The sequence below is a fragment of the Agrococcus sp. Marseille-P2731 genome (genome assembly GCF_900117395.1).
Classification (GTDB): Bacteria; Actinomycetota; Actinomycetes; order Actinomycetales; family Microbacteriaceae; genus Agrococcus.
Genome location: NZ_FPEG01000003.1, coordinates 1084709 through 1109677, shown reverse-complemented (window position 1 = coordinate 1109677; position 24969 = coordinate 1084709). Strand labels below are relative to the sequence as shown.

The 24969-nt window shown below is 71.2% G+C and carries 23 protein-coding genes; 8 read left to right on the top strand and 15 right to left on the bottom strand.

Annotated elements, in window-relative coordinates:
- Positions 1-2 precede the first annotated feature (2 nt).
- Complete coding sequence (locus BQ6202_RS13525; protein WP_072314900.1) at positions 3-656, bottom strand: TRAP transporter small permease; 654 nt, start codon at positions 654-656, stop codon at positions 3-5.
- Between the two features lie 254 nt (positions 657-910).
- Between BQ6202_RS13525 and BQ6202_RS13520 the strand changes: the two genes are divergently transcribed.
- The 5 genes from BQ6202_RS13520 to BQ6202_RS13500 all read left to right on the top strand — a co-directional run bounded on the left by BQ6202_RS13520 (position 911) and on the right by BQ6202_RS13500 (position 5783).
- On the top strand, positions 911-1867 hold the full coding sequence (locus BQ6202_RS13520; protein WP_072314899.1) for a 3-hydroxyacyl-CoA dehydrogenase family protein: 957 nt from the start codon (positions 911-913) through the stop codon (positions 1865-1867).
- 4 nt (positions 1868-1871) lie between these two features.
- Positions 1872-2675 (top strand): FadR/GntR family transcriptional regulator, encoded by an 804-nt coding sequence (locus BQ6202_RS13515; RefSeq protein WP_200792260.1) that lies wholly within the window; start codon positions 1872-1874, stop codon positions 2673-2675.
- 94 nt (positions 2676-2769) lie between these two features.
- Positions 2770-3789, top strand: coding sequence for a TRAP transporter substrate-binding protein (locus BQ6202_RS13510; RefSeq protein ID WP_072314898.1), 1020 nt, complete (start codon positions 2770-2772; stop codon positions 3787-3789).
- Between the two features lie 126 nt (positions 3790-3915).
- Positions 3916-5169, top strand: a complete 1254-nt coding sequence (gene otnK / locus BQ6202_RS13505) for a 3-oxo-tetronate kinase (RefSeq protein ID WP_072314897.1) — start codon at positions 3916-3918, stop codon at positions 5167-5169.
- Positions 5166-5783 (top strand): class II aldolase/adducin family protein, encoded by a 618-nt coding sequence (locus BQ6202_RS13500; protein WP_072314896.1) that lies wholly within the window; start codon positions 5166-5168, stop codon positions 5781-5783. Before otnK ends, BQ6202_RS13500 begins: the two co-directional genes overlap by 4 nt.
- Before the next feature lie 17 nt (positions 5784-5800).
- Here the strand turns inward: BQ6202_RS13500 and BQ6202_RS13495 are convergent, their stop codons facing one another.
- The 9 genes from BQ6202_RS13495 to BQ6202_RS13455 form a co-directional block, all read right to left on the bottom strand.
- Positions 5801-6811 carry a YeiH family protein gene (locus BQ6202_RS13495; protein ID WP_072314895.1) on the bottom strand — a complete coding sequence of 337 codons (1011 nt, stop codon included), beginning with the start codon at positions 6809-6811 and terminating at the stop codon, positions 5801-5803.
- Between the two features lie 90 nt (positions 6812-6901).
- Positions 6902-8038, bottom strand: coding sequence for an NAD(P)/FAD-dependent oxidoreductase (locus tag BQ6202_RS13490; RefSeq protein ID WP_159433648.1), 1137 nt, complete (start codon positions 8036-8038; stop codon positions 6902-6904).
- Positions 8035-10134 carry an ABC transporter ATP-binding protein gene (locus BQ6202_RS13485; RefSeq protein WP_072314893.1) on the bottom strand — a complete coding sequence of 700 codons (2100 nt, stop codon included), beginning with the start codon at positions 10132-10134 and terminating at the stop codon, positions 8035-8037. Before BQ6202_RS13485 ends, BQ6202_RS13490 begins: the two co-directional genes overlap by 4 nt.
- A complete protein-coding gene (locus BQ6202_RS13480; RefSeq protein ID WP_083587289.1) occupies positions 10131-11042 on the bottom strand; it encodes an ABC transporter permease in 912 nt (303 codons plus the stop codon). Before BQ6202_RS13480 ends, BQ6202_RS13485 begins: the two co-directional genes overlap by 4 nt.
- A gap of 11 nt (positions 11043-11053) precedes the next feature.
- Positions 11054-12016, bottom strand: a complete 963-nt coding sequence (locus BQ6202_RS13475) for an ABC transporter permease (protein WP_072314892.1) — start codon at positions 12014-12016, stop codon at positions 11054-11056.
- A gap of 129 nt (positions 12017-12145) precedes the next feature.
- On the bottom strand, positions 12146-13882 hold the full coding sequence (locus tag BQ6202_RS13470; protein WP_072314891.1) for an ABC transporter family substrate-binding protein: 1737 nt from the start codon (positions 13880-13882) through the stop codon (positions 12146-12148).
- 28 nt (positions 13883-13910) lie between these two features.
- The gene (locus BQ6202_RS13465; protein WP_072314890.1) at positions 13911-15023 is read right to left on the bottom strand and encodes an alpha-hydroxy acid oxidase; all 1113 of its coding nucleotides are present in this window, start codon (positions 15021-15023) and stop codon (positions 13911-13913) included.
- A gap of 27 nt (positions 15024-15050) precedes the next feature.
- Positions 15051-15647 carry an isochorismatase family protein gene (locus BQ6202_RS13460; protein ID WP_072314889.1) on the bottom strand — a complete coding sequence of 199 codons (597 nt, stop codon included), beginning with the start codon at positions 15645-15647 and terminating at the stop codon, positions 15051-15053.
- Positions 15648-15720: 73 nt separating this feature from the next.
- Positions 15721-16929, bottom strand: a complete 1209-nt coding sequence (locus tag BQ6202_RS13455; protein ID WP_072314888.1) for a four-carbon acid sugar kinase family protein — start codon at positions 16927-16929, stop codon at positions 15721-15723.
- A 223-nt stretch (positions 16930-17152) separates the two neighbouring features.
- Between BQ6202_RS13455 and BQ6202_RS13450 the strand changes: the two genes are divergently transcribed.
- Complete coding sequence (locus BQ6202_RS13450; protein ID WP_072314887.1) at positions 17153-18412, top strand: PucR family transcriptional regulator; 1260 nt, start codon at positions 17153-17155, stop codon at positions 18410-18412.
- A 119-nt stretch (positions 18413-18531) separates the two neighbouring features.
- Positions 18532-18930, top strand: a complete 399-nt coding sequence (locus tag BQ6202_RS13445; RefSeq protein WP_072314886.1) for a GlcG/HbpS family heme-binding protein — start codon at positions 18532-18534, stop codon at positions 18928-18930.
- An 80-nt stretch (positions 18931-19010) separates the two neighbouring features.
- Here the strand turns inward: BQ6202_RS13445 and BQ6202_RS13440 are convergent, their stop codons facing one another.
- From BQ6202_RS13440 to hisD, 3 genes are read right to left on the bottom strand one after another with little or no spacing between them, the layout of a single operon-like run.
- Entirely contained in the window at positions 19011-20525 is a 1515-nt protein-coding gene (locus tag BQ6202_RS13440) for a purine-cytosine permease family protein (RefSeq protein WP_083587288.1), read from the bottom strand.
- Positions 20522-21364, bottom strand: a complete 843-nt coding sequence (locus BQ6202_RS13435) for a nitrilase-related carbon-nitrogen hydrolase (protein ID WP_072314885.1) — start codon at positions 21362-21364, stop codon at positions 20522-20524. Before BQ6202_RS13435 ends, BQ6202_RS13440 begins: the two co-directional genes overlap by 4 nt.
- Positions 21365-21366: 2 nt before the next feature.
- Complete coding sequence (hisD, locus tag BQ6202_RS13430; protein WP_072314884.1) at positions 21367-22692, bottom strand: histidinol dehydrogenase; 1326 nt, start codon at positions 22690-22692, stop codon at positions 21367-21369.
- A 187-nt stretch (positions 22693-22879) separates the two neighbouring features.
- Here hisD and BQ6202_RS13425 point away from each other — a divergent pair, with 187 nt between their 5' ends.
- Positions 22880-23422 (top strand): hypothetical protein, encoded by a 543-nt coding sequence (locus BQ6202_RS13425; protein WP_072314883.1) that lies wholly within the window; start codon positions 22880-22882, stop codon positions 23420-23422.
- A 7-nt stretch (positions 23423-23429) separates the two neighbouring features.
- On the opposite strand, the gene BQ6202_RS13420 is transcribed toward BQ6202_RS13425, so the two are convergent.
- Entirely contained in the window at positions 23430-23957 is a 528-nt protein-coding gene (locus tag BQ6202_RS13420) for a hypothetical protein (RefSeq protein WP_143143740.1), read from the bottom strand.
- Positions 23958-24016: 59 nt separating this feature from the next.
- Positions 24017-24946 carry a LysR family transcriptional regulator gene (locus tag BQ6202_RS13415; protein WP_072314881.1) on the bottom strand — a complete coding sequence of 310 codons (930 nt, stop codon included), beginning with the start codon at positions 24944-24946 and terminating at the stop codon, positions 24017-24019.
- Positions 24947-24969: the final 23 nt, after the last annotated feature.

The following is a 24969-nucleotide window of genomic DNA, read 5'->3' as shown; positions in this document are numbered from 1 at the left end:
GGTCAGCGCTCCTCGTCCTTGCGCGGGCTCGCGCCCGGCCGCGCCTTCGCCGCCTGCGCGTCGAGGGTGCCGTCGGCGGCCTCGTGCTCGAGCTGCACGATGATCTGCTGGTCCGGATCCTCGACGAGCGTGTGGATCCGTCCCATCGCGAACAGCACCGCTCGCTCGACGGAGAACAGCACCGACAGCGCTCCGCCGACGACGACCGCGACGTAGACCCACGAGACCTTCGCCTGCACGCCGAGCCCGCCGGCGATGCCCGCGAGCAGCTGCCGATCCGCTGCCGGCAGGAGGTTGACCGTCAGCACGATCAAGACGACGAAGAACAGGATGTTGAGGGCTGCGATGAGGAGCGCCGAAGCCTTCGCGACACCACCCGAGAAGCGCTTCACCAGGAAGTCGAGCGTGAGGTGCTCGCCGCGGCGCAGGCCCAGCGGGATCGCCAGCATCGAGACCCAGACGAAGATGCTGATCGCCAGCTCCTCAGACCAGACGGTCGGGCTGTTCAGCACGTAGCGAGCGGCCACCTGCACGAAGATCACCACCGCGAGGAGCCCGAGGCCCACGACCACGACCCACGAGACCGCGCGATCGATCCCACCCAGGATGCCTCCCGACAGCCCCGGAGGGTTCAGCATCCACCTGCGCTCTTCCATCGCGGTCTCTCCTTTGAATCCACGGGTGCAGCGGCGGGCGAGCCGATCGGCTCCATCGCTCACTGGTTCACCAGTACCGATCCACTGGTCTACCAGTGAATGCCGTCGATGCGCAATAGTCGCGATGCATAGCCCGATTTTCGGCCTGTTCTGCTCCTCACTGGTTAACCACTTGACACGTCGAAGTCGCATGTTGCACACTCAGGACGCACGCTTCTCGCGATCGATGAGCGTTCGACCCTCGAAGGAGAGACATGCAGCTCGACGCGACGACGATCGCCATCGTCGGATCCGGATACATGGGTGGCGGCATCGCTCAGGTGCTGACGCGAGCCGGCGCACGCTGCGTGCTCATCGACACCGATGCCACCCGCGCCGAGACCGGTCATGGCCGCGTCATCGCCGACACGCGCGACCACGTGGCGCGCGGCTACCTCACGGCCGAGCAGGGCCAGGCGGTCGAGGCCAACCTCACCTGGTCAGGATCGCTCGCCGACGGCGTGCAAGGTGCAGACATCGTGTTCGAGGTGGTGTTCGAGCAGATTGACGTGAAGCACGCGGTGCTCCGAGACATCGAGGCGGTCGTGGGCGACGACGTGGTGATCGCCACGAACACCTCGGCGATCCCGATCGGCGACCTCGCCGAGGCGCTCACGCGCCCCGAGCGGTTCCTCGGCGTGCACTTCTTCAACCCGGCGACGCTGCTGCCCGGCGTCGAGGTGATCCCCCACGCGACCACCGACCCGGCCCTCCCCGCGCACCTCGTCGAGCTGCTGACCGAGGCCGGCAAGGAGCCGGCCGTGGTCGCAGACACCCCTGGCTTCGTCTGCAACCGGCTGCAGTTCGCGCTCTTCAAGGAGGCGGCGCGCATGGTCGAGGACGGCCACGCAGGGCCCGAGCAGATCGACACCATCGTGCGCGCCTCCTTCGGGTTCCGCCTCGCCCTCTACGGCCCGTTCGCGGTCGCCGACATGGCCGGCCTCGACGTCTACGCGAGCTCGTACACGTCGCTCGAGCGCGCGCTCGGCGAGCGCTTCACCGTGCCGCCCTCGCTCGCCGCTCGCGTCGCCGATGGCGACCTCGGCATCAAGTCCGGCGGCGGCTACCTCGGCCTGAGCGAGGCGGAGGCCACGGCGATGGTCGCTGCTCGCGACCACGCATACAGCGAGCTCGCTCGCCTCCGGGCAGACCTCGACGGAACCGCATCCTGAGATCATGACCCTCATGCACGACACTGAGCGCCCCGACGACGAGGCACAGCACTCCCCCTCGGCCCCTGCTGGAGGGCATGCGAGCGACGTGCGCGAGGCGATCGTGCACGCGCTCACCGATCGCATGTTCTCCGGCCCCGTGCTGGCGGGCTCGAAGCTGCCGAGCGAGCGCCAGCTCGCCGAGGAGCTCGGCGTCAGCCGCAGTCAGGTGCGCGAGGCGATCCAGTCGCTCGGCCTCCTCGGCGTCGTCGAGATCCGCCACGGGGATGGGACCTACCTGCGCGAGTCCGGTGGAGACCTCTTGCCCCGCGTGATCGAGTGGGGACTGTTCCTCGGCGAGCGCCGTCTCGTCGAGCTCGTCGAGGCTCGCCAGCACATCGAGATCTCGCTCACCGGCCTTGCCGCGCGGCGCGCGACCGAGCACGACGTGGCCGCGATGCGCGCGCTGCTCGCGAAGATGGAGTCCTCCGCCGGGGACGTCGCAGCATTCGTCGACCTCGACGTGCAGTTCCACCGCGCGATCGCGCTCGCCGCCCGCAACAGCGCGCTCGGAGACATGCTCTCGAACATCACGTCGCTGCTGCGGGTGTGGATGCGCCGGTCGCTGCGAGCGGCCGGCGAGACGGACTCGTCGCACGGCGAGCACGCGGCCATCGTCGAGGCCATCGCCTCCGGAGACCGCCGCGGCGCCGAATCCGCGATGCGCCAGCACATGCGCCGGGCGGAGCGACGGCTTCGCCGAACCCTCGGCGACGCTCCCTCCTCCTTGCACGCGACCCAGCTCCCCGACGACCCGCTCGACATCTAGCCGCACTCAGACCCCACACGCTCGACCACCAGGCGCGCACGCGTCCTCGGTCGATCGACCGCGCTTCCGCGCATCCATCCGAAGGAGAACATCGATGAAGATCCGTTCCAACCGAATCGTCGTCGGCACCGCAGCCGCGGCCGCCACGGCACTCATCCTGACGGGTTGCTCGAGCAGCCCCGACACCGCGAGCGCCGAGGGCGGCGTCGAGTCGATGGCCCTCACGCTCGGCCATGCCTACGCCGTCGACAGCCTGCAGCACCGCGCCGCTGAGCAGCTCGCCGAGGAGGTCTCGACGCTCAGCGACGGCGCAATCACCATCGAGGTCTTCCCCTCCGCGCAGCTCGGCAGCTGGGAGGAGATGCAGGAGGGGCTCGAGATCGGCTCCGTCAACATCGTGATCGAGAGCCTCGGCTCGCTCGAGCGCTACACCGACCTGGCCGCGATCGAAGGCCTCCCCTTCCTCTACGAGGACGAGGAGCACTTCTTCGAGGTGTGGGACGGCGAGATGTCGGACGAGATCCTCACCGCTGTGCGTGAGGACGCAGGCTTCCAGCTCATCGGCGACCTCTACCGCGGCGGCCGTCAGCTGAACTCGGTGCGACCCATCGAGCAGCTCAGCGATCTCGCCGGGCTGAAGCTGCGCGTGCCGAACCAGCAGACCTACATCGACACGTGGCAGGCGCTGGGCGCCTCGCCCACGCCGATGGCGCTGAACGAGGTGTTCTCGGCGATGGAGCAGGGTGCGATCGAGGGTCAGGAGAACCCGCTCGACGTCGTGCGCTTCTCCTCCTTCTACGAGGTGGCGCCGTTCGTGACCGAGACCAACCACCTCTACGGCAACTTCCACTTCCAGATGTGGGGCGACACCTTCGACGGCTACTCGCCCGAGGTGCAGCAGATCCTGACCGACGCCGCGGACACGGTCTCGTCGACGTACCGCGAGGAGTCCGTCTCCGAGGCGCAGGATCACCGCGCGTTCCTCGAGGAGAACGGTGTCGAGTTCTTCGAGATCGATCTCGCCGAGTGGCGCGAGCCGACGGCGAGCCTCATCGAGGAGGCAGACCCGCAGGTGCGCGAGTGGGCTGAGGCGATCCTCGCCCTGCGCGACTGACGCAGCGCGGGTCTGACCCGCACCTGTCGTGCGGCCGTCACCCGGGCGGCCGCACGACATCCTTCCACCGCACACCACGCATTCCGCACGCCGCGCATCCGGCACACCACCTTCGAGAGGATCGACATGCAGCTCGGTGTCATCGCTGACGACTACACGGGAGCGACCGACCTCGCCGGCATGCTCGTGCGCGCTGGACTCACCGCGGTGCAGCACCTCGGTGTGCCCCCGGCAGACGGGAGTGCCGACGCCGACGCCGTCGTCATCGCCCTGAAGTCGCGCAGCATCCCAGCCCCGGAGGCCGTCGAGCAGTCGCTCGCCGCAGCCCGGTGGCTGCTCGAGCACGGCGCGCCCCGCCTCTACTTCAAGTACTGCTCGACCTTCGACTCCACAGACCGCGGCAACATCGGCCCGGTCGCCGTCGCGCTCGCCGATCTGGTCGGCGCGGCATCGGTGCTGTTCGCGCCCTCCGTGCCGGAGAACGGCCGGACGACGCGCGACGCCCACCTGAGCGTGCACGGGGTGCCGCTCGCCGAGTCGCCCATGCGCGACCATCCCATCAACCCGATGCGGGAGTCGGATCTGCGAGTGGTGCTCGGCAACCAGGTCGCCGAGCCGGTCGACGCTGTCACGCTGACGACCGTGGAGCGCGGGCCGGCAGCGATCGCTGCGGCGCTCGCCGAAGCAGCATCGTCGGGCGCACGGCTCCTGATCGCCGACGCCGAGACCGACGCGCACCTCGACGCGCTCGCGCAGGCGGTCGCCGACGCCCCGCTCACCACCGGCGCCGCGGGCCTGTCGGCGGCGCTCGGCCGCCTGGTGCTCGCTCGCGACGCCGCAGCCTCGGGCTTCGCACTCCCCGCAGGCCCCGCGGCAGTGCTCTCCGGGTCGTGCTCCGCGGCGACCCGCCGGCAGGTCGCGCTGCACCGCGCGACGCATCCGTCGTACGAGATCGACGTGCGGCGCCTCGCCGCCGGCGAGTCGGTGGTCGACGACGCCATCGCCTTCGTCGAGGCCCGCATCGACGAGCGGCCGCTCGTCTACTCGTCGAGCGACCCGGAGGTCGTGGCGGGCATCCAGGAGGAGCTCGGCGTCGATGCCTCCGCCGCCCTGGTCGAGCAGGCATTCGCGAGCATCGCCGCACGGCTGGCCGACCTCGGCGTGCGCCGCATCGTGGTCGCGGGCGGCGAGACGAGCGGCGCCGTGGTGAACGGCCTCGGCGTGCGCGCCCTCGCGATCGGGCCAGAGGTCGACCCTGGCGTGCCCTGGACGACGAGCCTCGCCGAGCCGCGCATCGGCCTGCTCCTGAAGTCGGGCAACTTCGGCGGCGACGACGTCTTCGACCGTGCGCTCGACGAGGCGCCGGAGGCCGCGGCATGAGCGCGGCGGAGCGCATCGTCGAGCTCGGCGCGCGGCTGGACACCCTGGGCATGTGCCCCGGCACGAGCGGCAACATCAGCGCCATCGAGGGCGGGCGCATCCTCGTGTCGCCGACGGGCGCGCGCCTGGGCGCCCTCGTCGCCGCCGAGCTGAGCGTGCTCGATCTCGACGGCACGCACGTCGACGGCCCTCGCCCGACGAAGGAGGCGGTGCTGCACGCCGCGGTGTATCGCGAGCGGCCGGCCGCTCGGGCCATCGTGCACACGCACTCGCCCTGGGCGCTCGCCCTCTCGTGCCTGGCCGGCCTCGACCGAGACGACGCGCTCCCGCACTACACGCCGTACTACACGATGCGCGTGGGCACGCTGCCGCGGGTGCGCTACGTCGCTCCCGGTGCGCCCGAGCTCGCCGCGGCGTGCGCCGAGGGCTTCGCTCGGGACCCGCGCGCCAAGGCGGTGCTGCTGGATCGGCACGGGCTCGTCGCGGTGGGCGCATCGGTGGAGGACGCCGCCGCGATCGCCGAGGAGCTCGAGCTCGCCGCTCGCCTGCACTTCACGCTCGCGGGACACCTCGTGGCACCGCTGACGCCGGCAGAGCAGGACGCCCTGCGCTGAGCCGGCGGCCGCGGCCGCTAGCCCAGGTGCACAGCACCGAGCGCAAGAGCGGCCACGAGCACCCACGACGCCAGCGCCACGACCAGCGCGCGCCACCCGGTGCGCACCAGCGATCGGATGCGCACGGCGGCGCCGAGGCCGAAGAGCGCGACGGCGAGGAGCGCGGTCTGCACCGCGGCCGCGGTCTCGAGCACGGCATCCGGCACCGTCGTGAACGAGCGCAGCAGCATCGCCGCGATGAAGCCGGCGACGAACAGCGGCACGATCGGCGGCCGGGAGGCGCCCGGCGCGGGCTCGGAGCGCCGGCGCATGACGAGCGTCGTCACCGCGACCATCGGCGCCAGCATCACCACGCGCGTCAGCTTGACGACGACGGCCACCGCGAGCGCCGCCGAGCCCGCGATCTGCGCGGTGGCGACGACCTGCCCGACGTCGTGCACGCTCGCGCCCACCCAGTGCCCGAACTGCACGGCGCTGAGGCCGAGCGGGTGCCAGAGCAGCGGCAGCACGGCGATCGCGAGCGTGCCGCAGAGCGTGACGAGCGCGACGGGGGTCGCGGCCTCCTCGTCGTCGGAGCCGGTCGCGGCGCTCATCGCCCCGATCGCCGAGGCGCCGCAGATCGAGAAGCCCGCGGCGATCAGCAGCGGCTGGTGCCCCGGCAGCCGCAGCGCGCGACCGAGCCCCAGCGTCACGACGAAGGTGATGAGCAGCACGCCGATGACGGCGACGATCGCCACCCAGCCGAGCGCGGCGATGTCGACGAGGCTCAGCTGCAGGCCGAGCAGCACGATGCCGAGGCGCATGCAGCGCTTGGCGGCCACGCTGAGGCCGGGCTTCAGGCGGCCGGCGAGCACCGGCTGGGCTGCAGGGATCTGCGCCACCGCGATGCCCAGCACCACCGCGGCGGTGAGCAGCGGCACGGCGGGCAGCGCCGCGTGCACGCCCCACGCGATGAGCGCGGCGGCAGCTGCGACGAGCAGGCCCGGTGCGATGCGGCGCAAGGCCGACGCGCTGCTGATGCTGCTCATGGACCCATCCTCCTCGCCCGCGGGCGGAATCCGCACGGCGTCGCATCGGCGGCCGCATCGCACAGGTGACGCGGCCGCCGACGCGCCTCCCTATCGCGCGACCTGCTCGGCATCGTCGGCGTAGCGGCCGATCGCGATGGGCTCCAGGTAGAAGCGCTCCGGCCGCATGGCCGAGAGCTCTCCCACGTCTTCGCCGCCCAGCAGCTCGCGGGCGGCCATCCACCCCCACATCGGGCCCCAGCCGATGCCGCCGTGCGACACCGTGAAGTAGAGGTTGCGCAGCCACGGCACGGCGCCGACCACGGGCCCGCCGGGCGGGATCGCGCGGATGCCGATCGAGCTGCGCACCGGCGCCGTGCCCGCGAGCTCCGGCAGTGCCGTCGCGATCTCGTCGATCAGCTCCTGGCCAGAGCGGGCGTTCGCGCCGTGCGTGGCATCCTGCGGGCCGCCCCGCCAGTGCACGGCGAGACCCCCGGATGGGTCGGGTCGGGCACACCACTCGGGCCCGTTGATCACGTGGCTGATCGAGTCGATCGGCTGCGTGTAGACGAGCTTGCCGGGGATCAGCTCGAGCGGGATGGCGAGCTCTGCCATCGCGGCGACGTGGCTCGACCAGCTGCCTGCCGCGTTGACGAACACGTCGCCCTCGACGCGCGAGCCGTCCTGCAGTCGCGCGGCGACCAGCCGCTCCCCCGCGCGCTCGAAGCCGACGACGCGGGCGCCGCGGCGCACGCTGCCGCCGCGCGCGCCGATCGCGGCGACGAGGGCGCGCACGACGCCTGGCCCATCGACCCATCCGGAACCCGTCTCGTGGAAGACCACCTCGTCGTCGCGCAGCCGCAGGCCGGGCGCGAGGCTGCGCGCCTCGTCGGCGCCGAGCTCCTGCACCTCGACGCCCTTCGCGCGCACCGCGGCGGCAGCGCGCCGCAGCTCGTCGCGCTCGTGGCGATAGCCCCACATGAGCGTGCCCGACCAGTGCAGGTAGTCACCGGGCAGCTCGTGCTGCAGCCGGGCGAACATGTCGTGCACCTCACCGCGCAGCTTCGCCTTGCCGGGCTCCTCCTGCCACGACATCTGCGGATAGCTCGACAGCCAGGCGATCGACGATGCCGAGGTGCCGCCGCCCGGCTGGCTCGCGTCGAGCAGCTCGACCTCTGCGCCCTGCTCGAGCAGCCTGAACGCCACGTGGCTGCCGATGGACCCGGCGCCGATCACCACGACCCTCACGCGTGCTGCACCGCTCTGGTCAGCTCGGGGAAGTGGCAGGCGGCGTCGCGCGTCGCCGACGTCGGCTCGAGTGCCGGGTCGTCGCCGATGCAGCGCTCTCGGCGCTCGTCGTCGAGCAGCGTCGCGAAGATCGGGCACCGCGCCCGGAAGGCGCACCCCGTCGGCCGGTCGCTCGGCGACGGCATGTCGCCCGTGAGCGTGATCGCCTGGCGCTCGCGCTCGACCTTGGGGTCGGGGATCGGGATGGCCGACAGCAGCGCCTTCGTGTATGGATGCGCGGGGTCGTCGAAGACCTCGTCGCGCGTGCCGATCTCGACGATGCGGCCGAGGTACATGACGGCGATGCGGTCGGAGATGTGCGCGACGACCGCGAGGTCGTGGGCCACGAAGAGGAAGCCGAGGCCGCGCTCGGCCTGGATGCGCGAGAGCAGGTTGACGATGCCGGCCTGCACCGAGACGTCGAGCGCAGAGACCGGCTCGTCGAGCACGACCACGTCGGGATCGGTCGCGAGCGCCCGGGCGATGCCGATGCGCTGGCGCTGGCCGCCGGAGAACTCGTGCGGGTACCGCTCGGCCATCGACTCGGCGAGGCCCACGTCGCGCAGCAGCTGCGCGACTCGCTCCGGGCGGTCCTTGCGATCGACCCGCGCGAGCGCGAGCGCCTCCCCGATCAGGTCGGCGACCGACATGCGCGGGTCGAGCGACGAGAACGGATCCTGGAAGACCATCTGGATCTGGCGCCGCATCGCGGTGAGCGCCTTGCCGCGAGCCGAGGCGAGGTCGCTGCCGCGCACGCTCACGGCGCCGGAGGTCATCGTCTGCAGCCGCGTGATCGCGCGAGCCGCCGACGACTTGCCGCAGCCCGACTCGCCGACGAGGCCGAGCGTCTCACCCTCCCTGATCGTGAACGAGACGCCGTCGACCGCGAGCACGCTCGTGCGCTTGCCGGCGCGATCCTTGCGGTCGTAGCGCTGCACGAGGTCGTCGACGTCGAGCAGCACCTGCGCGTCGCGCTCGACCACCACGTCCGCCACGGGCACGCTCGGCAGGGGCGCGCGCACGATCTCCGGCTGCCGGGCGAAGTGGCAGGCTGCGGCGTGCGTGCCCAGCTCGCGCGAGTCGTCGAGCGCGGCGGCCGCCTCGTCGATCACGAGCAGCTCGGGCTCCGACTCGCGGCAGGTGTCGCGGGCGAAGGCGCAGCGGTCGGCGAACGGGCAGGCCCGACCGGTGAGGCTCGCCGGGCTCGGCGGCGCTCCAGGGATCGGGATCAGCGGCGCATCCCGCTGGTCGATGCGCGGGATCGACGCGAGCAGCCCGCGCGTGTAGGGCATGCGCGAGTGCTCGAAGACCTGGTCGACCCCGCCGCGCTCGACGATCCGCCCGCCGTACATCACGAGGACGCGGTCGGCGTGGCCCGCGATGACGCCCATGTCGTGCGTCACGAGGATGAGCGCCGCGTTCACGTGCTTGCGCGCCTGGTCGAGCGCCTCCAGCACCTGCGCCTGCACCGTGACGTCGAGGGCGGTGGTCGGCTCGTCGGCGATGATCACGTCGGGGCGGTTGGCCATCGCGATCGCGATGACCGCCCGCTGCCGCATGCCGCCGGAGAACTCGTGCGGGTAGTGGTCGATGCGGTGCTCGGCATCGGGGATGCCGACGACGCCGAGCAGCTCGACCGCCTCGCGCCGCGCCTCCGCCTTCGGCATGTCGCGGTGGATGCGGATCGCCTCGATCAGCTGCGCGCCGACGGTGAGCACGGGGTTGAGCGAGCTCATCGGATCCTGGAACACCATCGAGATGCGCGCGCCGCGCAGCTTCGACATCGCGCGGTCGTGCAGGCCGATGAGCTCCTGCCCCTCGAACCTGATCGAGCCCTCGATCGTCGTGTGATCGGGATGCAGCCCCATGATCGCGTTCGACGTCACCGACTTGCCGGAGCCTGACTCGCCGACGATGCCGAGCACCTCACCGCGCTGCAGGTCGAACGAGACGCCGCGCACGGCGTGGATCGCGCCGAAGCGCACGTGCAGGTCGCGCACCTCGAGCAGCGGTGCGGTCGTGAGCGGCGTCGCCGGCTCGTGGGCGGTGATCGTCATGCCGACCTCCTCGTCGACTGGCGGGGATCGAGCGCGTGACGGATGCCGTCCCCGATGAAGGATGCGCAGAGCGCGATGATCACGATGAAGAGCCCGGGGAAGTAGAACAGCCAGGGCCGCGTCATGACCGCGCTCTGCGAGGTGGAGACGAGCAGGCCGAGCGAGGTGTCGGGGGCCTGCACGCCGAAGCCGAGGTAGGACAGCGCCGTCTCCGACAGGATCGCCGTCGCGGTCAGCACCGTCACGGCGACCGTGATGGTGCCCATGGCGTTCGGGATGAGGTGGCGCACGATGATGCCGAAGTGGCTGACGCCGAGACCACGGGCCGCGAGCACGTACTCCGAGGTCGCGAGCGACATGACGGTCGCGCGCACGATGCGGGCGACGACGGGCCAGGCGAGGAACGCGAGCACCGCCGCGATCGTCACCCAGCTGGTCTCGGAGCCGGTGGAGAGGTAGGCGAGCACGGCGGCGACGGCGATCGACGGGAACACCAGGATGATGTCGATCACGCGCATGATCGCGCCGTCGGTGAAGCCGCGGAAGTAGCCGGCGATCGCCCCGACGATGGAGCCCACGATCGTCGCGGAGATCGCGACGACGAGCGCGATGAGCACCGAGCGCTGCGTGCCGCGCATGATCTGCGACATGGTGTCGTAGCCCGTGCTGTCGGTGCCGAAGGGGTGCGCGAGCGAGGGCGCCTGCGAGATGTCGTCGGTGTAGACGTCGTAGCGATAGGGCCACACCAGCGGCCCGACGAACGCGAACAGCAGCACGAGCACGAAGACGGCGAGCGCGATGACGCTCGTGGGATTGCGGAGGAAGCGGCGCAGTGCCGGGTGCTTGCGTCGGCTCGAGGGCCGAGGCGCTGCCACGGCGTCGCGCGCGGTGGGCGATGAGGGGATCATGCGCGGCCTCCTCAGGCGGTGCGGATGCGGGGGTCGAGCACGCCGTAGAGCAGATCGGCGAGCAGGTTGAGCAGGATCGTCGCGGTCGCGAACACGAGCAGCCACGCCATCACGACGTTCACGTCGAGGTTGCGGATGCCGTTGAGGAGCAGGTCGCCCATGCCTCGCCACTGGAAGATGCTCTCGGTCACGATCGCACCGCCGACGAGGGCGCTGAAGTCGAGCGCGATGACCGTGACGAACGGCATGAGCGCGTTGCGCAGGCCGTGGCGCACCACGGCGCGGCCCCTGGTCAGCCCCTTGGCGCGCGCCAGTCGCATGTAGTCGGCGCTGAGCACCTCGATCATCGACGAGCGCACGTAGCGGCTCCAGGATGCGAACTGGTTGATGACGAGCACGACCGTCGGCAGTGCGAGGAAGCCGACGAGCTGCAGCCCTTGCGCACCGGTCGACGCGCCATCGCCGACGGTGAAGAAGATCGTCGACCCCGCGGCGTTGTTCACCTCGATCGCGGCGTACTTCAGCAGCACGCCGATCCAGAAGACGGGGATGGCGAGGGCGATGAAGACGATGACGCTGAGCGTGACGTCGAGGCTGCCGTTCTGGCGCATCGCGCTGATCACGCCCACGATGACGGCGACGACCGCGGCGACGAGCACCGCGATGATGATGAGGCGGAAGCTGACGACCATCCGGGCGCCGAGCTCTGCGCCGATGTCGACGTTCTGCACCGAAGCACCGAAGTCTCCCTGGACGATCCCGGTGATCCAGTTCCAGTAGCGCACGAGCACCGGCTGGTCGAGCCCCAGCTCGCGCTCGAGCTGATCGAGCGCCTCCTGCGGGGGCGGCGGATCCATCGAGCGGAACCGCGACATCGGGTCACCGGACAGCGCCACCATCATGAACATCGCGAACGACGCGATGATGATCATCGGCACGGCGATCGCGATGCGCTTGAGCGTGTATCGCAGCATGGCTCTCCTTCCTCTCGTCCCGGTGCTCCTCGACCGGGGTGCCCGGTGCGGGGATCGCTCCCCGCACCGGGCTGCATTGCGGTGCCGGATGCGGCGGGTGGCGACGCCGCCGACCGCATCCGGCTCGCTTCACTCGCCCGTGAAGCCCCACTCGTGCAGGTTGTAGAGCGGACCGCTCAGGGTCGGGTTGTCGCGGATGTTGCCGAGGTCGCTCGGGTAGGCGATCAGCGTCGACTTCTGGTACATCGGCAGCAGCAGCAGGTCGTGCACGAACACCTCGTCGGCCTGGTTGATGAAGTCGATCGCCTCCTCCTGCGACTCCGCGGCGAGCGCCTGGTCGACGAGCCCGTCGACCTCTGCGCTCGAGTAGTGCGGGTTGTCGCCCGTGCCCGAGGTGTAGCGGTCATGCGCGTTCGACGCGATGAAGGGCGAGCCGGTGTAGCCGACGAGCACGATGTCGTGGCCGTAGGGCTCGATGTTCGACATCGTGTCGCCGAGCGAATCGGTCGTCTCCAGCGCGAGCGAGATGCCGAGCGGCTGCACGGCGGTCTGGATCACCTGCATGGCCGACTCGCGCACCGCGTTGCCCACCGAGTAGACCGCGCGCAGCGCAGGCACCGCCTCGCCGTCGGGAGTGAAGAGCTGCCCGTCGGTGATCGTGTAGCCGGCATCCGTGAGGATCGCCTCGGCCGCGGCGGTGTCGCCGAGCCCGTAGTTCAGCGCGTCGCTGTGGTTCTCGTAGCCCGTCTGCTGCTGCATGATCATGCCGTTGCCGAGCGGGGTGACCGACTCGTCGAACTGGCCGACGGTGCGGTCGATGACGCTCTGCTTGTCGATCGCGGTCGCGATCGCCTGGCGCAGCGGCAGGTCCGAGAGGAACGAGTTCGAGTGGTTGAAGACGAGCGCCTCCATCACGAGCGACTGGTTCATCTGGAAGCTGACGCCCTGCTGCGTCATGCCCTGCACCTGCTGCAGCAGGTCGACCTGCGGCTGCGGGTACATGACGTCGATCTCGCCGTTCTGCATCGCGATCGGCGTCTGCTGCGAGTCGGTGATCATCGAGAACGTCACCTTCTCCAGGTTCGGCGCATCGCCGTACCACTCGGGGTTCTGCTCGAGCACGATCTGGATCCCCGGCTGGAAGTCGGTGATGATGTACGGCCCGCCCGAGAACACCGGGACGGTGTTCACGAAGTAGTCGCTGAAGGACTCGTAGAGCCCGCCGTTCTCCTCGGCGAGGTGCGCGGGCAGCAGGCGGTTGAAGCCGCGCTGCCACTCGGAGAAGTTGGCGGAGAAGGTCGCGGTCACCGTGCGGCCGTCCTCCGACTGCTCGAGCGTCTCGACCTTGTCGAGGCCGTCGCTGCGACCGGCTGCGCACTCGGGGCAGTCGCGCCCGTTGAGCATCTGCCACTGCAGGATGAAGTCGTCACCCGTGATCGGCACGCCGTCCGACCACACCGCATCCTCGTTGATCACGTACTCGACGACCGTCGGGTCCTGGCTGACGACCTCGGCGCTCTCGAGCAGCGCCTCGTTCATCTCGAGGGTCGAGCCGTCGGGCTGGATCACGAACGCGCTCGGGTAGAGCAGGCCCGTCACCCAGACGGCCTCTGAGATGTCGCCAGCGGCAGAGAGCGTGTTCCAGTTCTGGATGGTCTTCTCGATCGCCATCGTGATCTCGCCGCCCGGCTCGACCTCCGCGGTGTTGACGGTGTTGAGGTCACCCGTGACCTGGCCGGGGACCGGAGCAGCCGAGCCATCGGCCGGGGCGTCGGTCGGGTTGCCTGCGGCGCCTCCCGGCGCGCAGGCGGCGAGGAGCAGCGCAGCGGCAGCGGCCACCGCGACTCCCGTGGTTCGCATCTTCATGATGTGCTCGCTTTCGTGGGGTGAGGGATCAGACGGCGAAGGGGTTGTGGCGGAAGACGTGCGGGCCGAGGTCGGCGATCGACGAGCAGCCGAGGTGACCGAGCGTCATCCACAGCTCCTGCTTGAGGATCTCGATGACGCGCAGCACGCCCTCCTCGCCGTCGGCGGCGAGGCCGAGCGCGGTAAGCCGGCCGATCGCGACCGCGTCGGCGCCGAGCGCGACGGCCGCGGCGATGTCGCTGCCACGGCGGATGCCCGAGTCGAGCACGATGGGCAGCTCAGGCACTGCGGCGCGGATCTCGGGCAGCACCTCGATGGTCGACGGCGTGCGGTCGATGGTGCGGCCGCCGTAGTTCGAGACGTAGAGGCCGACAGCGCCCGCGTCGCGGGCCGCGACCGCGTCGACGGCGCTGTGGATGCCCTTGATGATCACGGGCAGCGGCGCCTGCTCGATGATGCGGGCCGCGTCGGCCCAGGTGTAGCGCGGCTTCGTGAACGCGACGAGCTCCTGCAGCCCGGCGGGGTCGGAGCCCTCGGGACCGAAGTTGATGTTGTCGCCCGTCGTGCGCGACGAGAAGCGGTTCTCGATCAGGCGCTCGCGCCACTGCCGGATGGGCGAGTAGGTCGCGATGATGTGGGTGTAGCCGGCGTCCTTGGCCCGCTGCATCATCGCCAGCACGAGGTCGTCGTCGCCGACGAGGGTCATCTGGTAGAAGTGCGCGGCGTTCGATGCCGCTGCGACGTCCTCCAGGCGGTACGAGGCCGCGACGGGCACCATCTGCTGGATGCCGGCACGCTCGCAGGCGCGGCCGATGCCCGGGTGGCCGTCGGAGTGGAACGTCGCCTCCTGCCCGAACGGCGCCGTGAACAGCGGCATCGAGAGGTCGTAGCCGAAGACGCTCGTGGAGGTGTCGGGGTTGCTGACGCCGGCGAAGAGCGGCACCTCCCACAGCAGCTCGTCGAACTTCGACTGGTTGCGGGCGACCGAGGTCTCGGCGCCCGTGCCCGTCCAGAGGTAGTCCCAGGCGGATTCGGAGAGGTGGTGGCGGGCGGCCTTCGTGATGCCCGTGATGGTCGTGAAGCGCTCGTTCGAGCCGAAGCGGTCGTCGAAGATCGCGCGGGTGGTGGCTGTCTCGGTCATGGACGTGTCCTGTTCTCTCGGCCGCGCTCAGGCGACGGTCAGCGCGCTGGCGCGGAAGCTGTCGGTGACGGTCGCGACGTCGCGCACCCGCCCGATCTGCGGGAACACCTCGCGCACGGCGAAGTCGTGCTGCTCGGTCGTCTGCGACGCCATCGCGTCCTCGACGAAGACGAGCTCGTAGCCGTGGTCGTAGGCCGAGCGAGCCGTGCCCTCGACGCCGAAGCTCGTCGAGATGCCGCACATCACGACGGTCTCGATGCCGTGCCGGCGCAGCTGCAGGTCGAGGTCGGAGCCGTAGAACGCGTTCCACGAGCGCTTGATGATGACGGGCTCGGTCGGCAGCGGCTGCATCTCCTCGACGAGCTGGTCCCAGCCGTCCCACCGCTTCGGCGCGTTGCGCTCGGCGTCGACCCGCTTGACCATCGTGAGCGAGTCGGACTCGTCGGGGAGGAAGCTCGTGCGCACGTAGACCACGAGCGCACCGCCCTCGCGCGCGGCGTCGACGAGGCCGGCGACGCGGCTGATCACCGTGTCGGCGTCGTGCGGGGCTGCTGCATGGCGCCGCACGGCCCCCTGCATGTCGATGATCACGAGGGCGGCGGAGGCGGAGTCGAACAGGGTCATGGTTTCCTTCTCGATCGGTGCGGATGGGGTGCAGGAAGCAGGTGGGTGGGCTCGGCGAGCGAGCGGATGCGCGTCAGGAGCCGGTGAGGCGGCGCACGAGCCGCACGAGCGTGTCGGGAGCACCGATGCTCGAGGCCTTGGTGATGACGGCGAGGTTCGCGAAGGGGCCGCCCGTGAGGCGCACGACGGGGCAGAGCGGCTCGAGCTCGTTGCCGGGCTTGAGCGCGACGGCGTCGAGGGCACGGATCGTCCTGCCGGAGCTCACCCCGCCGCTGACCACGACGCCGAGGGCGGGGTGGTCGCCTCGAGTGCTGACATCCAGCAGGCGCCGGACGGCGGCGGCGATGTCGTCGGCCGCGAGCAGCGGGTCGTCACCGGTGCGCTCCGGCGCCTGGATCACCACGACGCGGTGCTGGGCGACCGTCTCCAGCAGCATCGCATCCGTCTCTCGCAGCAGCGCTGCCGTGGTGGTCACGCGTGCCGCGGGGCCATAGACGTCGGCGACGCGCGCGAGCTGCTGACGGTCGAGCGTGGCGGCACCCGTGGCCGCGACGACGACGAAGCCATCGGCGTCGAGCGCCGGGTGGCAGCGCAGCCAGCCACCGCTGGAGACCGCGACCACCTCGTGCTGCGCCTCCAGCCCGTGCACGACGCCGGCTGCTGCTTCGAGGTGCCCCTCGTTCGCCGCGTCGAAGATCAGGGTCCGGTGGCCGGCCGCGATCGCGCGCTCGACGGCGAGCGTGGCCGCCTCGATGCCGAGCGTGAGCGAGTCGACGGAGACGACGAAGGGGTCGCCCTCGAGCTCGAGCCGCTCGGCGACCGGGATCACCTCGACGCCCTGGCCGTGGCGATGCACGCGCTGCTCGCCCTCGACGCAGATGCGGCCGGCGGTCGGATAGCCGGTGATGACGGTCACGATCGGGTCACGAGCGCCAGCGCCCCGCAGCACGCCGCGGTGCACATCGGCCGGCGTGCCGCGGAAGGCGGAGTCGACGCGCTGCTCGACGCGCAGGCAACCGCGCTCGCGCAGCCACCGGGTCCACTGCTCCGCGAGGTCCGTGGCGTCCTCGAGCCGATCCTGCGCCTGCAGGTCGACGACGATGGCGTGGAGGCCCTGCATCGGCACGGTCGAGGGATCGTCGACGACCTCGACGCGCAGGCCGCGCTGCTGCAGGCGGCCGGCGACGCTGACGGCGGCCTGGAGATCCTCCGTGATGACCCCGAGCGCGACGGAGGCTGTGCCGGCCTCTGGCCGAGCACGGGATGACGAGCTTCCGAGCATCGCCGCCTCCTCGCGTCACCTGCCGCTCCGTGGGATCGGTGCGCTGTCGTCACGCTAGGCAGGCCTGGCGAGGCAGTCACGCGACATCTGTAGCGACGTGGAGCCGGCCCCCGACGCGCCGTGGTCGCGTTATCTGATCGCAACGTGCTCGACTCCGAAAGTTGCGTAGTCTGACAGCACACTGTCTCTGTCGACAGGGTCCAGCGAGAGCGGAGGTGCTGCCATGGGGGCACTCCGACTCGAGGCCGCGCACCGCAAGCTGCTGCACGAGCTCGCCGACGCCATCGGCACCTCGCTCGAGGTCCCGGTGGAGATCACGGATGCGCGCCTGCGCTCGCTCGCTCGCAGCGAGCTCGTGCCCGTCGAGGGCCATGCGCGGAGCCTGCGGCCCGATCTGTCGCCGCGCGTCCGCATCCCCTCCGGGCACCGCGAACCCATCCACGTTCCCGGTGTCGAGGCGATCGGACTGCAGGGATTCTGGGTCGTCCCGATCTTCGGCGTCGATCGGCTGCGCGTGCTGCTCTGGGTGCTGGACGGCGACGCCGATCGCAGCGCGGTCGAGTTCGCGGCCACTGCCGCGCACGCCACCGTGCACGGCCTCGACGCCGCGCATGCCTTCGAGGCCGCCTCGCGCGAGTCCGGCCTCGGCGCGGCGCCCTTCGACGACCGCATCGGCGAGGTCGAGCGCGCGGTCGCAGGCGCGACGAGCGAGGGCGACTTCCAGTACGACTCGGTGAGCATCGCGCTGGCCGTGCTCGTCGAGCCGGCCAGCGCGCACTTCGCCACAGCCCACGACCTCGCCGCGACGCTCGGGCGCACGGCGCAGCGCGGGGCGAAGGTGCTGCCGGCTCGGCGCGTGCTCGCCGCTCAGCACGAGCACGAAGCGGTCGTGCTGCTCGCTCCCTTCCCGCAGGATCCGCCGTCAGAGGTGCTCGAGCGCGCGGTCGCCATCGTGCAGGATCTGCTCTACCGCAGTCAGGACGCGGGGCTCTACGGCCGGTGGACGATCGGCACGAGCGCTGTCGTGCGTCACCCGGAGGGACCGGCACGCGCGATCTGGCAGGCGCGGAACGCCGCGCGCACGGGTCTGCGCATCGGGATGAGCGGGCAGGTCGTCGAGTGGCAGCGCGCCGAGCGGCTCCACGGGCTGCCGCAGCTGCCGCAGCGGTTCATCGACGACCACTACCTGACGCCCGAGCTGGTGGCCTTCTTCGACGACCCCGAGAACGAGGATCTGACCGCGACGCTCGAGAGCTTCCTGGAGCACGCCGGCAACGTGCAGGCCGTGGCGGCGGAGCGCTTCGTGCACCGCACGAACGTCTACCACCGCCTGCGCCGGATCGAGACAGCACTCTCGGTCGATCTCGGTCGGGGCCACGACCGCCTCGCGCTGCACATGGCGCTCATCGCGTGGCGGATGCGTCGGGACGGCTCGGGCGAGCACGTCGCCCCTGCCGGCATGCACCGAGCGCTCTCGGGGTAGCCACGAGCCGCGCGCACCCTGCGCGCGCCCAGGTCGCCCTGCTTGAGTCGAGCCGCGCGGCATCGTCGCTGCGCTCCACGACCGGGTGCGCATGCGCGCCACCGACGAGAGGGATCACCATGACCGTCAAGCTCGAAGACGCCCGCCGCATCATCGCCGCCGCTGAGGCGAAGGCCGACGAGATCGGCCAACCCATGAACATCGCCGTCGTGGATGCCGGGGGCAACCTGGTCGCGCACGTGCGGCAGGACGGCGCCTGGATCGGCAGCGTCGACATCTCGATCAGCAAGGCGTGGACCTCGCGCGCCTTCGACATCTCGACGAAGGACCTCGGCGACAACGCGCAGCCCGAGCAGCAGTTCTTCGGCATCCACACCACCAACGGCGGCAAGGTCGCGATCTTCGCCGGCGGCATCCCACTCTCGCGCGACGGCGCGGTCGTCGGAGCGATCGGCGTCAGCGGTGGCGGCGGCGACCAGGACCACGCGGTCGCCGAGGCGGGGGCAGCGGCCTTCTAGCTCGCCCCGCACGACCGAAGACCGAGGGCAGTGGCATCACGAACGATGCCACTGCCCTCGGCGCTGCAGACGCTGACGCCCTACCGCTCCCCGTGGAAGCTCACCGAGGCCGGCCCGCCCGCCTCGAGCGCCTCCCGGATCACGCGCTCCTCCTCGCGACGATCGAGCCCGACGCACAGCAGCAGGTAGGCCGCCGCCCCCACGACGAGCCCGACGAACAGCGCGACGTCGATGCCGCCGATCGCCTCGGCGACCGGCCCGACGAACCACGTGGTCACCGCGAACGGCACCATCGCGACGATGCCGATCGCATACGCGGTGAGCCCGCGCCAGCCCCAGGCGCCATAGACCCCGTCGGCCTTGAACATCTCGAGGATGGCGTAGCGGCCCTTCCGCACGAAGTAGTAGTCGACGAGGTTGATGCTCGTCCACGGCACGAGCACGTAGAGCAGGATCACGAGGAAGCTGCCGAAGTTGTCGAGGAAGTCGCCGGTGCTGAACAGCGCGCCCGACATGCCCACGAGCGCCACGATCGAGCAGGCGATCACGCGCACGCGCCGCGTCGCCGCGAGCGGGAGGAACGAGTCGACGACGGTGATGCCCTCGATCGACGCCGCATAGATGTTGACGGTGATGACGCTGACGAGGCCGGGCAGTGCGGCGATGAGCAGCCAGGGGCTCGACCCGGGCAGCACGCTCTCGGCGACCGCTGCGACGGCGGCGATGGGGGATGCGTCGGCCGCGAAGGTCGCGGCGACGAACGCGCCGAGCACCATGAGCCACGAGGCGCCGACGAAGACGCCGGCGTAGGTGTAGAAGGTCGCGGCCACCGGGCTCGTGCGCGGCGCGAGGTAGCGCGAGTAGTCGGAGACGTACGGCGCCCAGCCGAGGCCGTAGCCCGCGGCGCCGGCGAACTGCACCAGGAACGCCGGCCACGCGAAGTCGCCGAGGCCCAGCTGCTCGACCGGCAGCGGCAGCACGAAGATCGCCGCGACCGAGAAGACGCCGAAGGTGGCCAGGAACAGCAGCGTCAGCCACTGCTGCGTGCGGTGGATCCAGTGGTAGCCGACGACCGCGAGCGCGAGCGCCAGCGCGGTGATGACGACGTACCAGAGCTGCGGCACGTCGACCCCGGTGGTGGCGGTGAGCACCTCGCCCGCGAGGATCTGGTTGAAGACGTTGAAGCCCACGATCGACAGGATCGTGACGAGGCAGACGACCGCGACGCCGCGATAGCCGAACTGCGCGCGCGACTGCAGCATCTGCGGCAGCCCCAGCTGCGGCCCCTGCGCCGAGTGGAACGCGGTGAACACCGTGCCGACCGCGACGCCGAGCAGGATGGCGAGCACCGAGGCGCCGAACGTGGCGCCCATGGCGACGCCCAGCATGCCGGTCGCGAGCGTCGTGAGGTTCGCGTTCGACATGAACCACAGCGGGAACAGCGAGGCGACCGAGCCCTTGCGCTCGTCGAGCGGCACGAAGTCGATCGACTTCGACTCGATGCTCTCCACCCGCGGGCTCTCGGGGCGGCGGGGTGCGGATGCGGTGCTCGCGCCCGCGGGCGCACCATCGTGCGTCGGTGGCTGGGTGGTCATCGCTGACCCTCTCCTTCAGTGGGTGCGGCGCGCCGGCCCCCGAGCTCGCCGTAGAGCTCGGGGCGGCGGTCGCCGATCAGGTCGTTGTGGTCGCCGGCACGGGTGTCGGCGGGGATCTCGATGATCGCGGTGGTGCCGGCGGCGTCGGCGCCGGCGATCCAGCCGTCGCCGTCGACGATGGCGGTGCCGCCCGTCCACGCGATGCCGCCGTCGGCGCCGCGATGGTCGGCGATCACGATGGGCAGCCGCGACGAGCGGGCGGTGCCCATCGCCTGCACCAGCTCCGGCGGCCGCTCCCCCGCGGGCCGCGGCACGATGGGCCACGCCACGGGGGCGACGAGCAGCTCCGCGCCCTGCAGCTTGAGCGCGCGGGGCAGCTCGGGGAACTCGATGTCGTAGCAGATGGCGATGCCGAGCCGGCCGACCGGCGTCTCCACGACGGGCGCCGGCTCCTCGCCCGCGGTGAAGAGCCGCGACTCCCCGCCCCACAGGTGGATCTTGCGGTAGACGGCGAGCAGCCTGCCGCCCGCGAGCACCGCTGCGCTGTTGGCGACGCCGCCGGCGTGCAGCTCCGCGAAGCCCACGACGAGCACCGTGCCCTCGGGCAGAGCCTCGCCGAGCGCGAGCAGCCGCTCGTCGTCGGCCGCCATCGCGCAGCTCGCCACCTGCGCGGCGTCGACGAGCGCGTAGCCGCTCGTCGCCAGCTCTGGCAGCACGATCAGCTCGGCGCCCTCGAGCGCCGCCTCGTCGATCGCCGATCGGCATGCCGCCAGGTTCTCGTCGAGCGCACCCGCACGGATGCGCGGGCTGCGCACCGCGACGGTCACCTGGCGGCCCACGGTCAGTCCTGCGTCTCGCGCGCCAGTGCTTCGAGCCGCAGGGTCGCCGTGTCGCGGTGCGCGGCCATGCCCTCCGACTGCGAGATCGTCGCGACCGCCTCGGCGAGCGCGGGCGTCGCCTCGCGCGCGATGCGCTGGTAGGTGAGCGCCTTGAGGTAGCGCGACACCGACATGCCGGCCGTGTGCTTCGCTCCGCCAGCGGTGGGCAGCACGTGGTTCGTGCCGGCCATGCCCTTGTCGGAGTAGGCGACGGTGCTCCAGCGGCCCAAGAAGACGGAGCCGTAGTTCGTGAGCTTGCCGTGCACCGCGTCGTCGTCCTCGGTCATGAGCTCGAGGTGCTCGGGCGCCAGGTCGTCCATGAGCGCGATCGCGGTCTCCATGTCGTCGGCGACGATGACGAAGCCGTGGTCGCGCCACGCGGGCCCGGCGACCCACTCGGTCTCGAGCGTCTCGAGGCGGCGGTCGACCGCTGCCAGCACCGCCTGGCCGAGCTCGGCCGAGGTGGTGACGAGCGCTGCCGGCGAGTTGGTGCCGTGCTCGGCCTGCCCCAGCAGGTCGGCGGCCACCCAGTCGGCGTCGGCGCTCGCGTCGGCGAGCACCGCGACCTCGGAGGGGCCGGCGGGCAGGTCGATCGCGACCCGGCCGAAGAGCGCGCGCTTGGCCTCGGCGACGTAGGCGTTGCCGGCGCCGACGAGCATGTCGACGGGCTGCTCGTCGAGGAGGCCGAAGGCCATGGCCGCGAGCGCCTGCACGCCGCCGAGCATCCACACGCGGTCGACGCCCGAGAGGTGCGCCGCATAGAGCACGGCGTCGTTCGGCTTGCCGTTCGGCTGCGGGGGCGTGCAGGCGATGCGGCGGGGCACGCCCGCCTCGGCGGCGACGCCGAGGGTCATGAAGGCGGACGCGGTGAGCGGGAACCGCCCGGCCGGCAGGTACGCGCCGACGCTGCCGACGGGCACGTAGCGCACGCCGGTGACGAGGCCCGGCACGGGCTCGCCCTCGAAGTCCTGGAGGTGGCTGCGGGTCTCGCGGGCGAAGGCTCGGGTGCGCTCGGCACCGAGCTCGATCGCGGCGCGGAGGGCCGGGTCGAGGCGATCGCCGCTCGTGGCGACGACCTCGGGGTCGACTGCCAGCTCGCCGGTCGTGCCGTCGAGCTGCTCCGCGTAGCGACGCACGGCGTCGAGGCCCTCGCGCTCGATGTCGCTGAGCATCGTGGCGACGGTCTCGACGACCGCGGGATCGCGCTGCGCTGCGGGCACGTCGATGCCCTGCTTGAGGAAGCGGAAGCGGCCGTCGAGCTGGTTGGCGGTGTGAGAGGTGAGGCGCATGCCGCGAGCCTAGATCTCCGGCAACCATCGGACAAGGGGGCATCAGGCGAGCGCATCCCTAGGGTCACCCTATCCCTCGACTCGACGCGTCGCGCCCTGCGAGCGCGCGGTGCTCGCAGGCGACAGCCAGATGTGCGGCTTAGCGTGGAGCGACGCCGCGGAGCGCGGCCAGACGCGAGGAGTGCTGATGAGCGACGACCGACGCAACGACCGCGACCACCCGCGACACGACGCATCCGAGGCCGACGACAACCTGTCGCGCTACCTCAACGAGCACCTGCTGGGCTCTGAGGGGGGCCTGCGCGCCTTCAACGCCGCGGCGCGCACGTGGGAGGGCACCGCGCACGAGGCACCGTTGCTCGCCCTCAAGGACGAGATCGACCGCGATCGGCGAGACCTCGCGAAGCTCATCCTGCAGCTCGGCTTCCGGCCCGCCGGCTGGAAGCGCCTGCTGACGCTCGGTGCCCGCGCGGTGGGCGAGGCGAACCCGATCAACTTCTTCCGGCTGCGGCGCGGCTCGATGGCGCAGCTCGAGCTCGACGTCCTCACCGGCATGGTGCGCGCGAAGCTCTCCATGTGGGATGCGCTGCTCGAGCTGGCGGAGGACGACCGGCGGTTCGATCGGCGGATGCTCGAGGCGCTGAAGCTGCGGGCGGAGCAGCAGATCGCCGAGCTGCAGCGCATCTCGCTCGCGACGGCGCATGAGCGCTTCCTGCCGCGGGGGCGCTGAGGTCCGGCTACTCGACGACGGGCGGCGCGACCCGGGGGACCGCTTGGCGACGAGCCTGCGCGCCGACCGCCCACTCCACCAGGAGCGCGAACCAGCCGAGAGCCCACGGCAGCAGAGCGAGCAGCGCGATGAACTCCGACAGGTCGTGCGTGAAGGACGACGACGCGGGAGCGCCGAGCAGCAGCGTGAGGGTCGATTGGACGGATTCGGCCGAATCACCGCCGTCGATGACCGCGAGGCTGACGAGCACCACGCCGACCGAGGTCAGCCAGGCCCAGATCCGTGCGCGCGTGCGACGCCGGCCCTCGCGCAGCACGCCCTGACGCCGCAGCAGCCCGCGCGCCACGCAGACGACCAGCAGCGCATAGCCAGCGAGCCACAGCGGGCTCGAGAACACGAGGAAGACGAGCAGCCATCCGGCCGACGCGAGCTTGATCGCGACCGCGACGAGCGGGGCGAGGATCGTCACCCAGGCGGTGACCGCCATCAGCCCGCCCTCGCCGGCCGGCGGCTCCCCGGGACGCGTTGACGGCATGACTCGAGCATGCCGCACGCGACTGAGAGCCGTCCGCTCGCACCCACTCTGCGCTCGGATCAGGCCGGCGCCCACAGCTCCGGCTGCTCGACCAGCGAGCCATACCGCGCCGCGGTCTTGCGCGCCGCGCGCTCGAGCTCGTCCAGCACGCGGCGCTGATCGCCTCTGCGCTTGACGAGCGCGGTCTCTGTCGGCGGGAGATCGATCTCGACGAACGAGGTTCCGGGGTGCCCGAAGTACTGCTGCGCACGCTGGCTGATGGTCATCACCGCCTGACCGCGGGCGACCGCCCCCAAGCCCTCGCGGATGGTCGCGACGACGGGTCCTGGCGCGAGCTCCCTGCCCGCGGGCGTGAGCAGAGGCAGATGGAAGGCCATCCACTCGTCCGTCATCGTGCCTGGCGGCAGCTGGATCATGCGCTCGCCCGCGAGCTCCTCGGGATCGACCAACTTGCGATTCGCCAGCGAGTGGCCACTAGGCACGACCAGCATCCGGTGGTCGCGCATGAGGATCGCTCCGCGGAACAGGTCAGCGGCACCGATGGGCATGCGCACGATCGACAGATCGACCTCGCCCGCGCGGATCGCGCTGATCTGATTGGAGTAGGTCAGCTCGACGAACTGCAGGTCGACACCCGGCGCTCGGCGCTCGAACTCGGTCACCACGGGCCGTTGGTACTCGTAGAGCCCACCTCCCAGGTACCCGACCTTCAGGACATCTGGCACCCCCCTCGCGCGTCGCTGCGCACCGGCGAGCGCCTCGAGCACAGCCGCGAGCGGTGACTCCAGCTCATCCCGTAGGCGCTCGCCGCCGGGTGTCAGCGCGACACGACGGCTCGTGCGCACGAACAGCGGCTCTCCCACCTCACGCTCGAGCGCGCGGATCGCCTCCGAGACCGTCGCTTGACCGAGGTGTAGCCGATCGGCCACTCGACCGAAGTGCAGCTCTTCTGCGAGCGCCAGGAAGCACTCGAGCTTGCGCGTGTCCATCGGTGCTCCAATCGGCAATACCG

Coding starts and splice junctions, on each gene's coding strand:
- BQ6202_RS13525 (WP_072314900.1), bottom strand. CDS start 656: ATGGAAGAGCGCAGGTGGATGCTGAACCCTCCGGGGCTGTCGGGAGGC.
- BQ6202_RS13520 (WP_072314899.1), top strand. CDS start 911: ATGCAGCTCGACGCGACGACGATCGCCATCGTCGGATCCGGATACATG.
- BQ6202_RS13515 (WP_200792260.1), top strand. CDS start 1,872: ATGACCCTCATGCACGACACTGAGCGCCCCGACGACGAGGCACAGCAC.
- BQ6202_RS13510 (WP_072314898.1), top strand. CDS start 2,770: ATGAAGATCCGTTCCAACCGAATCGTCGTCGGCACCGCAGCCGCGGCC.
- otnK (WP_072314897.1), top strand. CDS start 3,916: ATGCAGCTCGGTGTCATCGCTGACGACTACACGGGAGCGACCGACCTC.
- BQ6202_RS13500 (WP_072314896.1), top strand. CDS start 5,166: ATGAGCGCGGCGGAGCGCATCGTCGAGCTCGGCGCGCGGCTGGACACC.
- BQ6202_RS13495 (WP_072314895.1), bottom strand. CDS start 6,811: ATGAGCAGCATCAGCAGCGCGTCGGCCTTGCGCCGCATCGCACCGGGC.
- BQ6202_RS13485 (WP_072314893.1), bottom strand. CDS start 10,134: ATGACGATCACCGCCCACGAGCCGGCGACGCCGCTCACGACCGCACCG.
- BQ6202_RS13480 (WP_083587289.1), bottom strand. CDS start 11,042: ATGATCCCCTCATCGCCCACCGCGCGCGACGCCGTGGCAGCGCCTCGG.
- BQ6202_RS13475 (WP_072314892.1), bottom strand. CDS start 12,016: ATGCTGCGATACACGCTCAAGCGCATCGCGATCGCCGTGCCGATGATC.
- BQ6202_RS13470 (WP_072314891.1), bottom strand. CDS start 13,882: ATGAAGATGCGAACCACGGGAGTCGCGGTGGCCGCTGCCGCTGCGCTG.
- BQ6202_RS13465 (WP_072314890.1), bottom strand. CDS start 15,023: ATGACCGAGACAGCCACCACCCGCGCGATCTTCGACGACCGCTTCGGC.
- BQ6202_RS13460 (WP_072314889.1), bottom strand. CDS start 15,647: ATGACCCTGTTCGACTCCGCCTCCGCCGCCCTCGTGATCATCGACATG.
- BQ6202_RS13455 (WP_072314888.1), bottom strand. CDS start 16,929: ATGCTCGGAAGCTCGTCATCCCGTGCTCGGCCAGAGGCCGGCACAGCC.
- BQ6202_RS13450 (WP_072314887.1), top strand. CDS start 17,153: ATGGGGGCACTCCGACTCGAGGCCGCGCACCGCAAGCTGCTGCACGAG.
- BQ6202_RS13445 (WP_072314886.1), top strand. CDS start 18,532: ATGACCGTCAAGCTCGAAGACGCCCGCCGCATCATCGCCGCCGCTGAG.
- BQ6202_RS13440 (WP_083587288.1), bottom strand. CDS start 20,525: ATGACCACCCAGCCACCGACGCACGATGGTGCGCCCGCGGGCGCGAGC.
- hisD (WP_072314884.1), bottom strand. CDS start 22,692: ATGCGCCTCACCTCTCACACCGCCAACCAGCTCGACGGCCGCTTCCGC.
- BQ6202_RS13425 (WP_072314883.1), top strand. CDS start 22,880: ATGAGCGACGACCGACGCAACGACCGCGACCACCCGCGACACGACGCA.
- BQ6202_RS13420 (WP_143143740.1), bottom strand. CDS start 23,957: ATGCCGTCAACGCGTCCCGGGGAGCCGCCGGCCGGCGAGGGCGGGCTG.
- BQ6202_RS13415 (WP_072314881.1), bottom strand. CDS start 24,946: ATGGACACGCGCAAGCTCGAGTGCTTCCTGGCGCTCGCAGAAGAGCTG.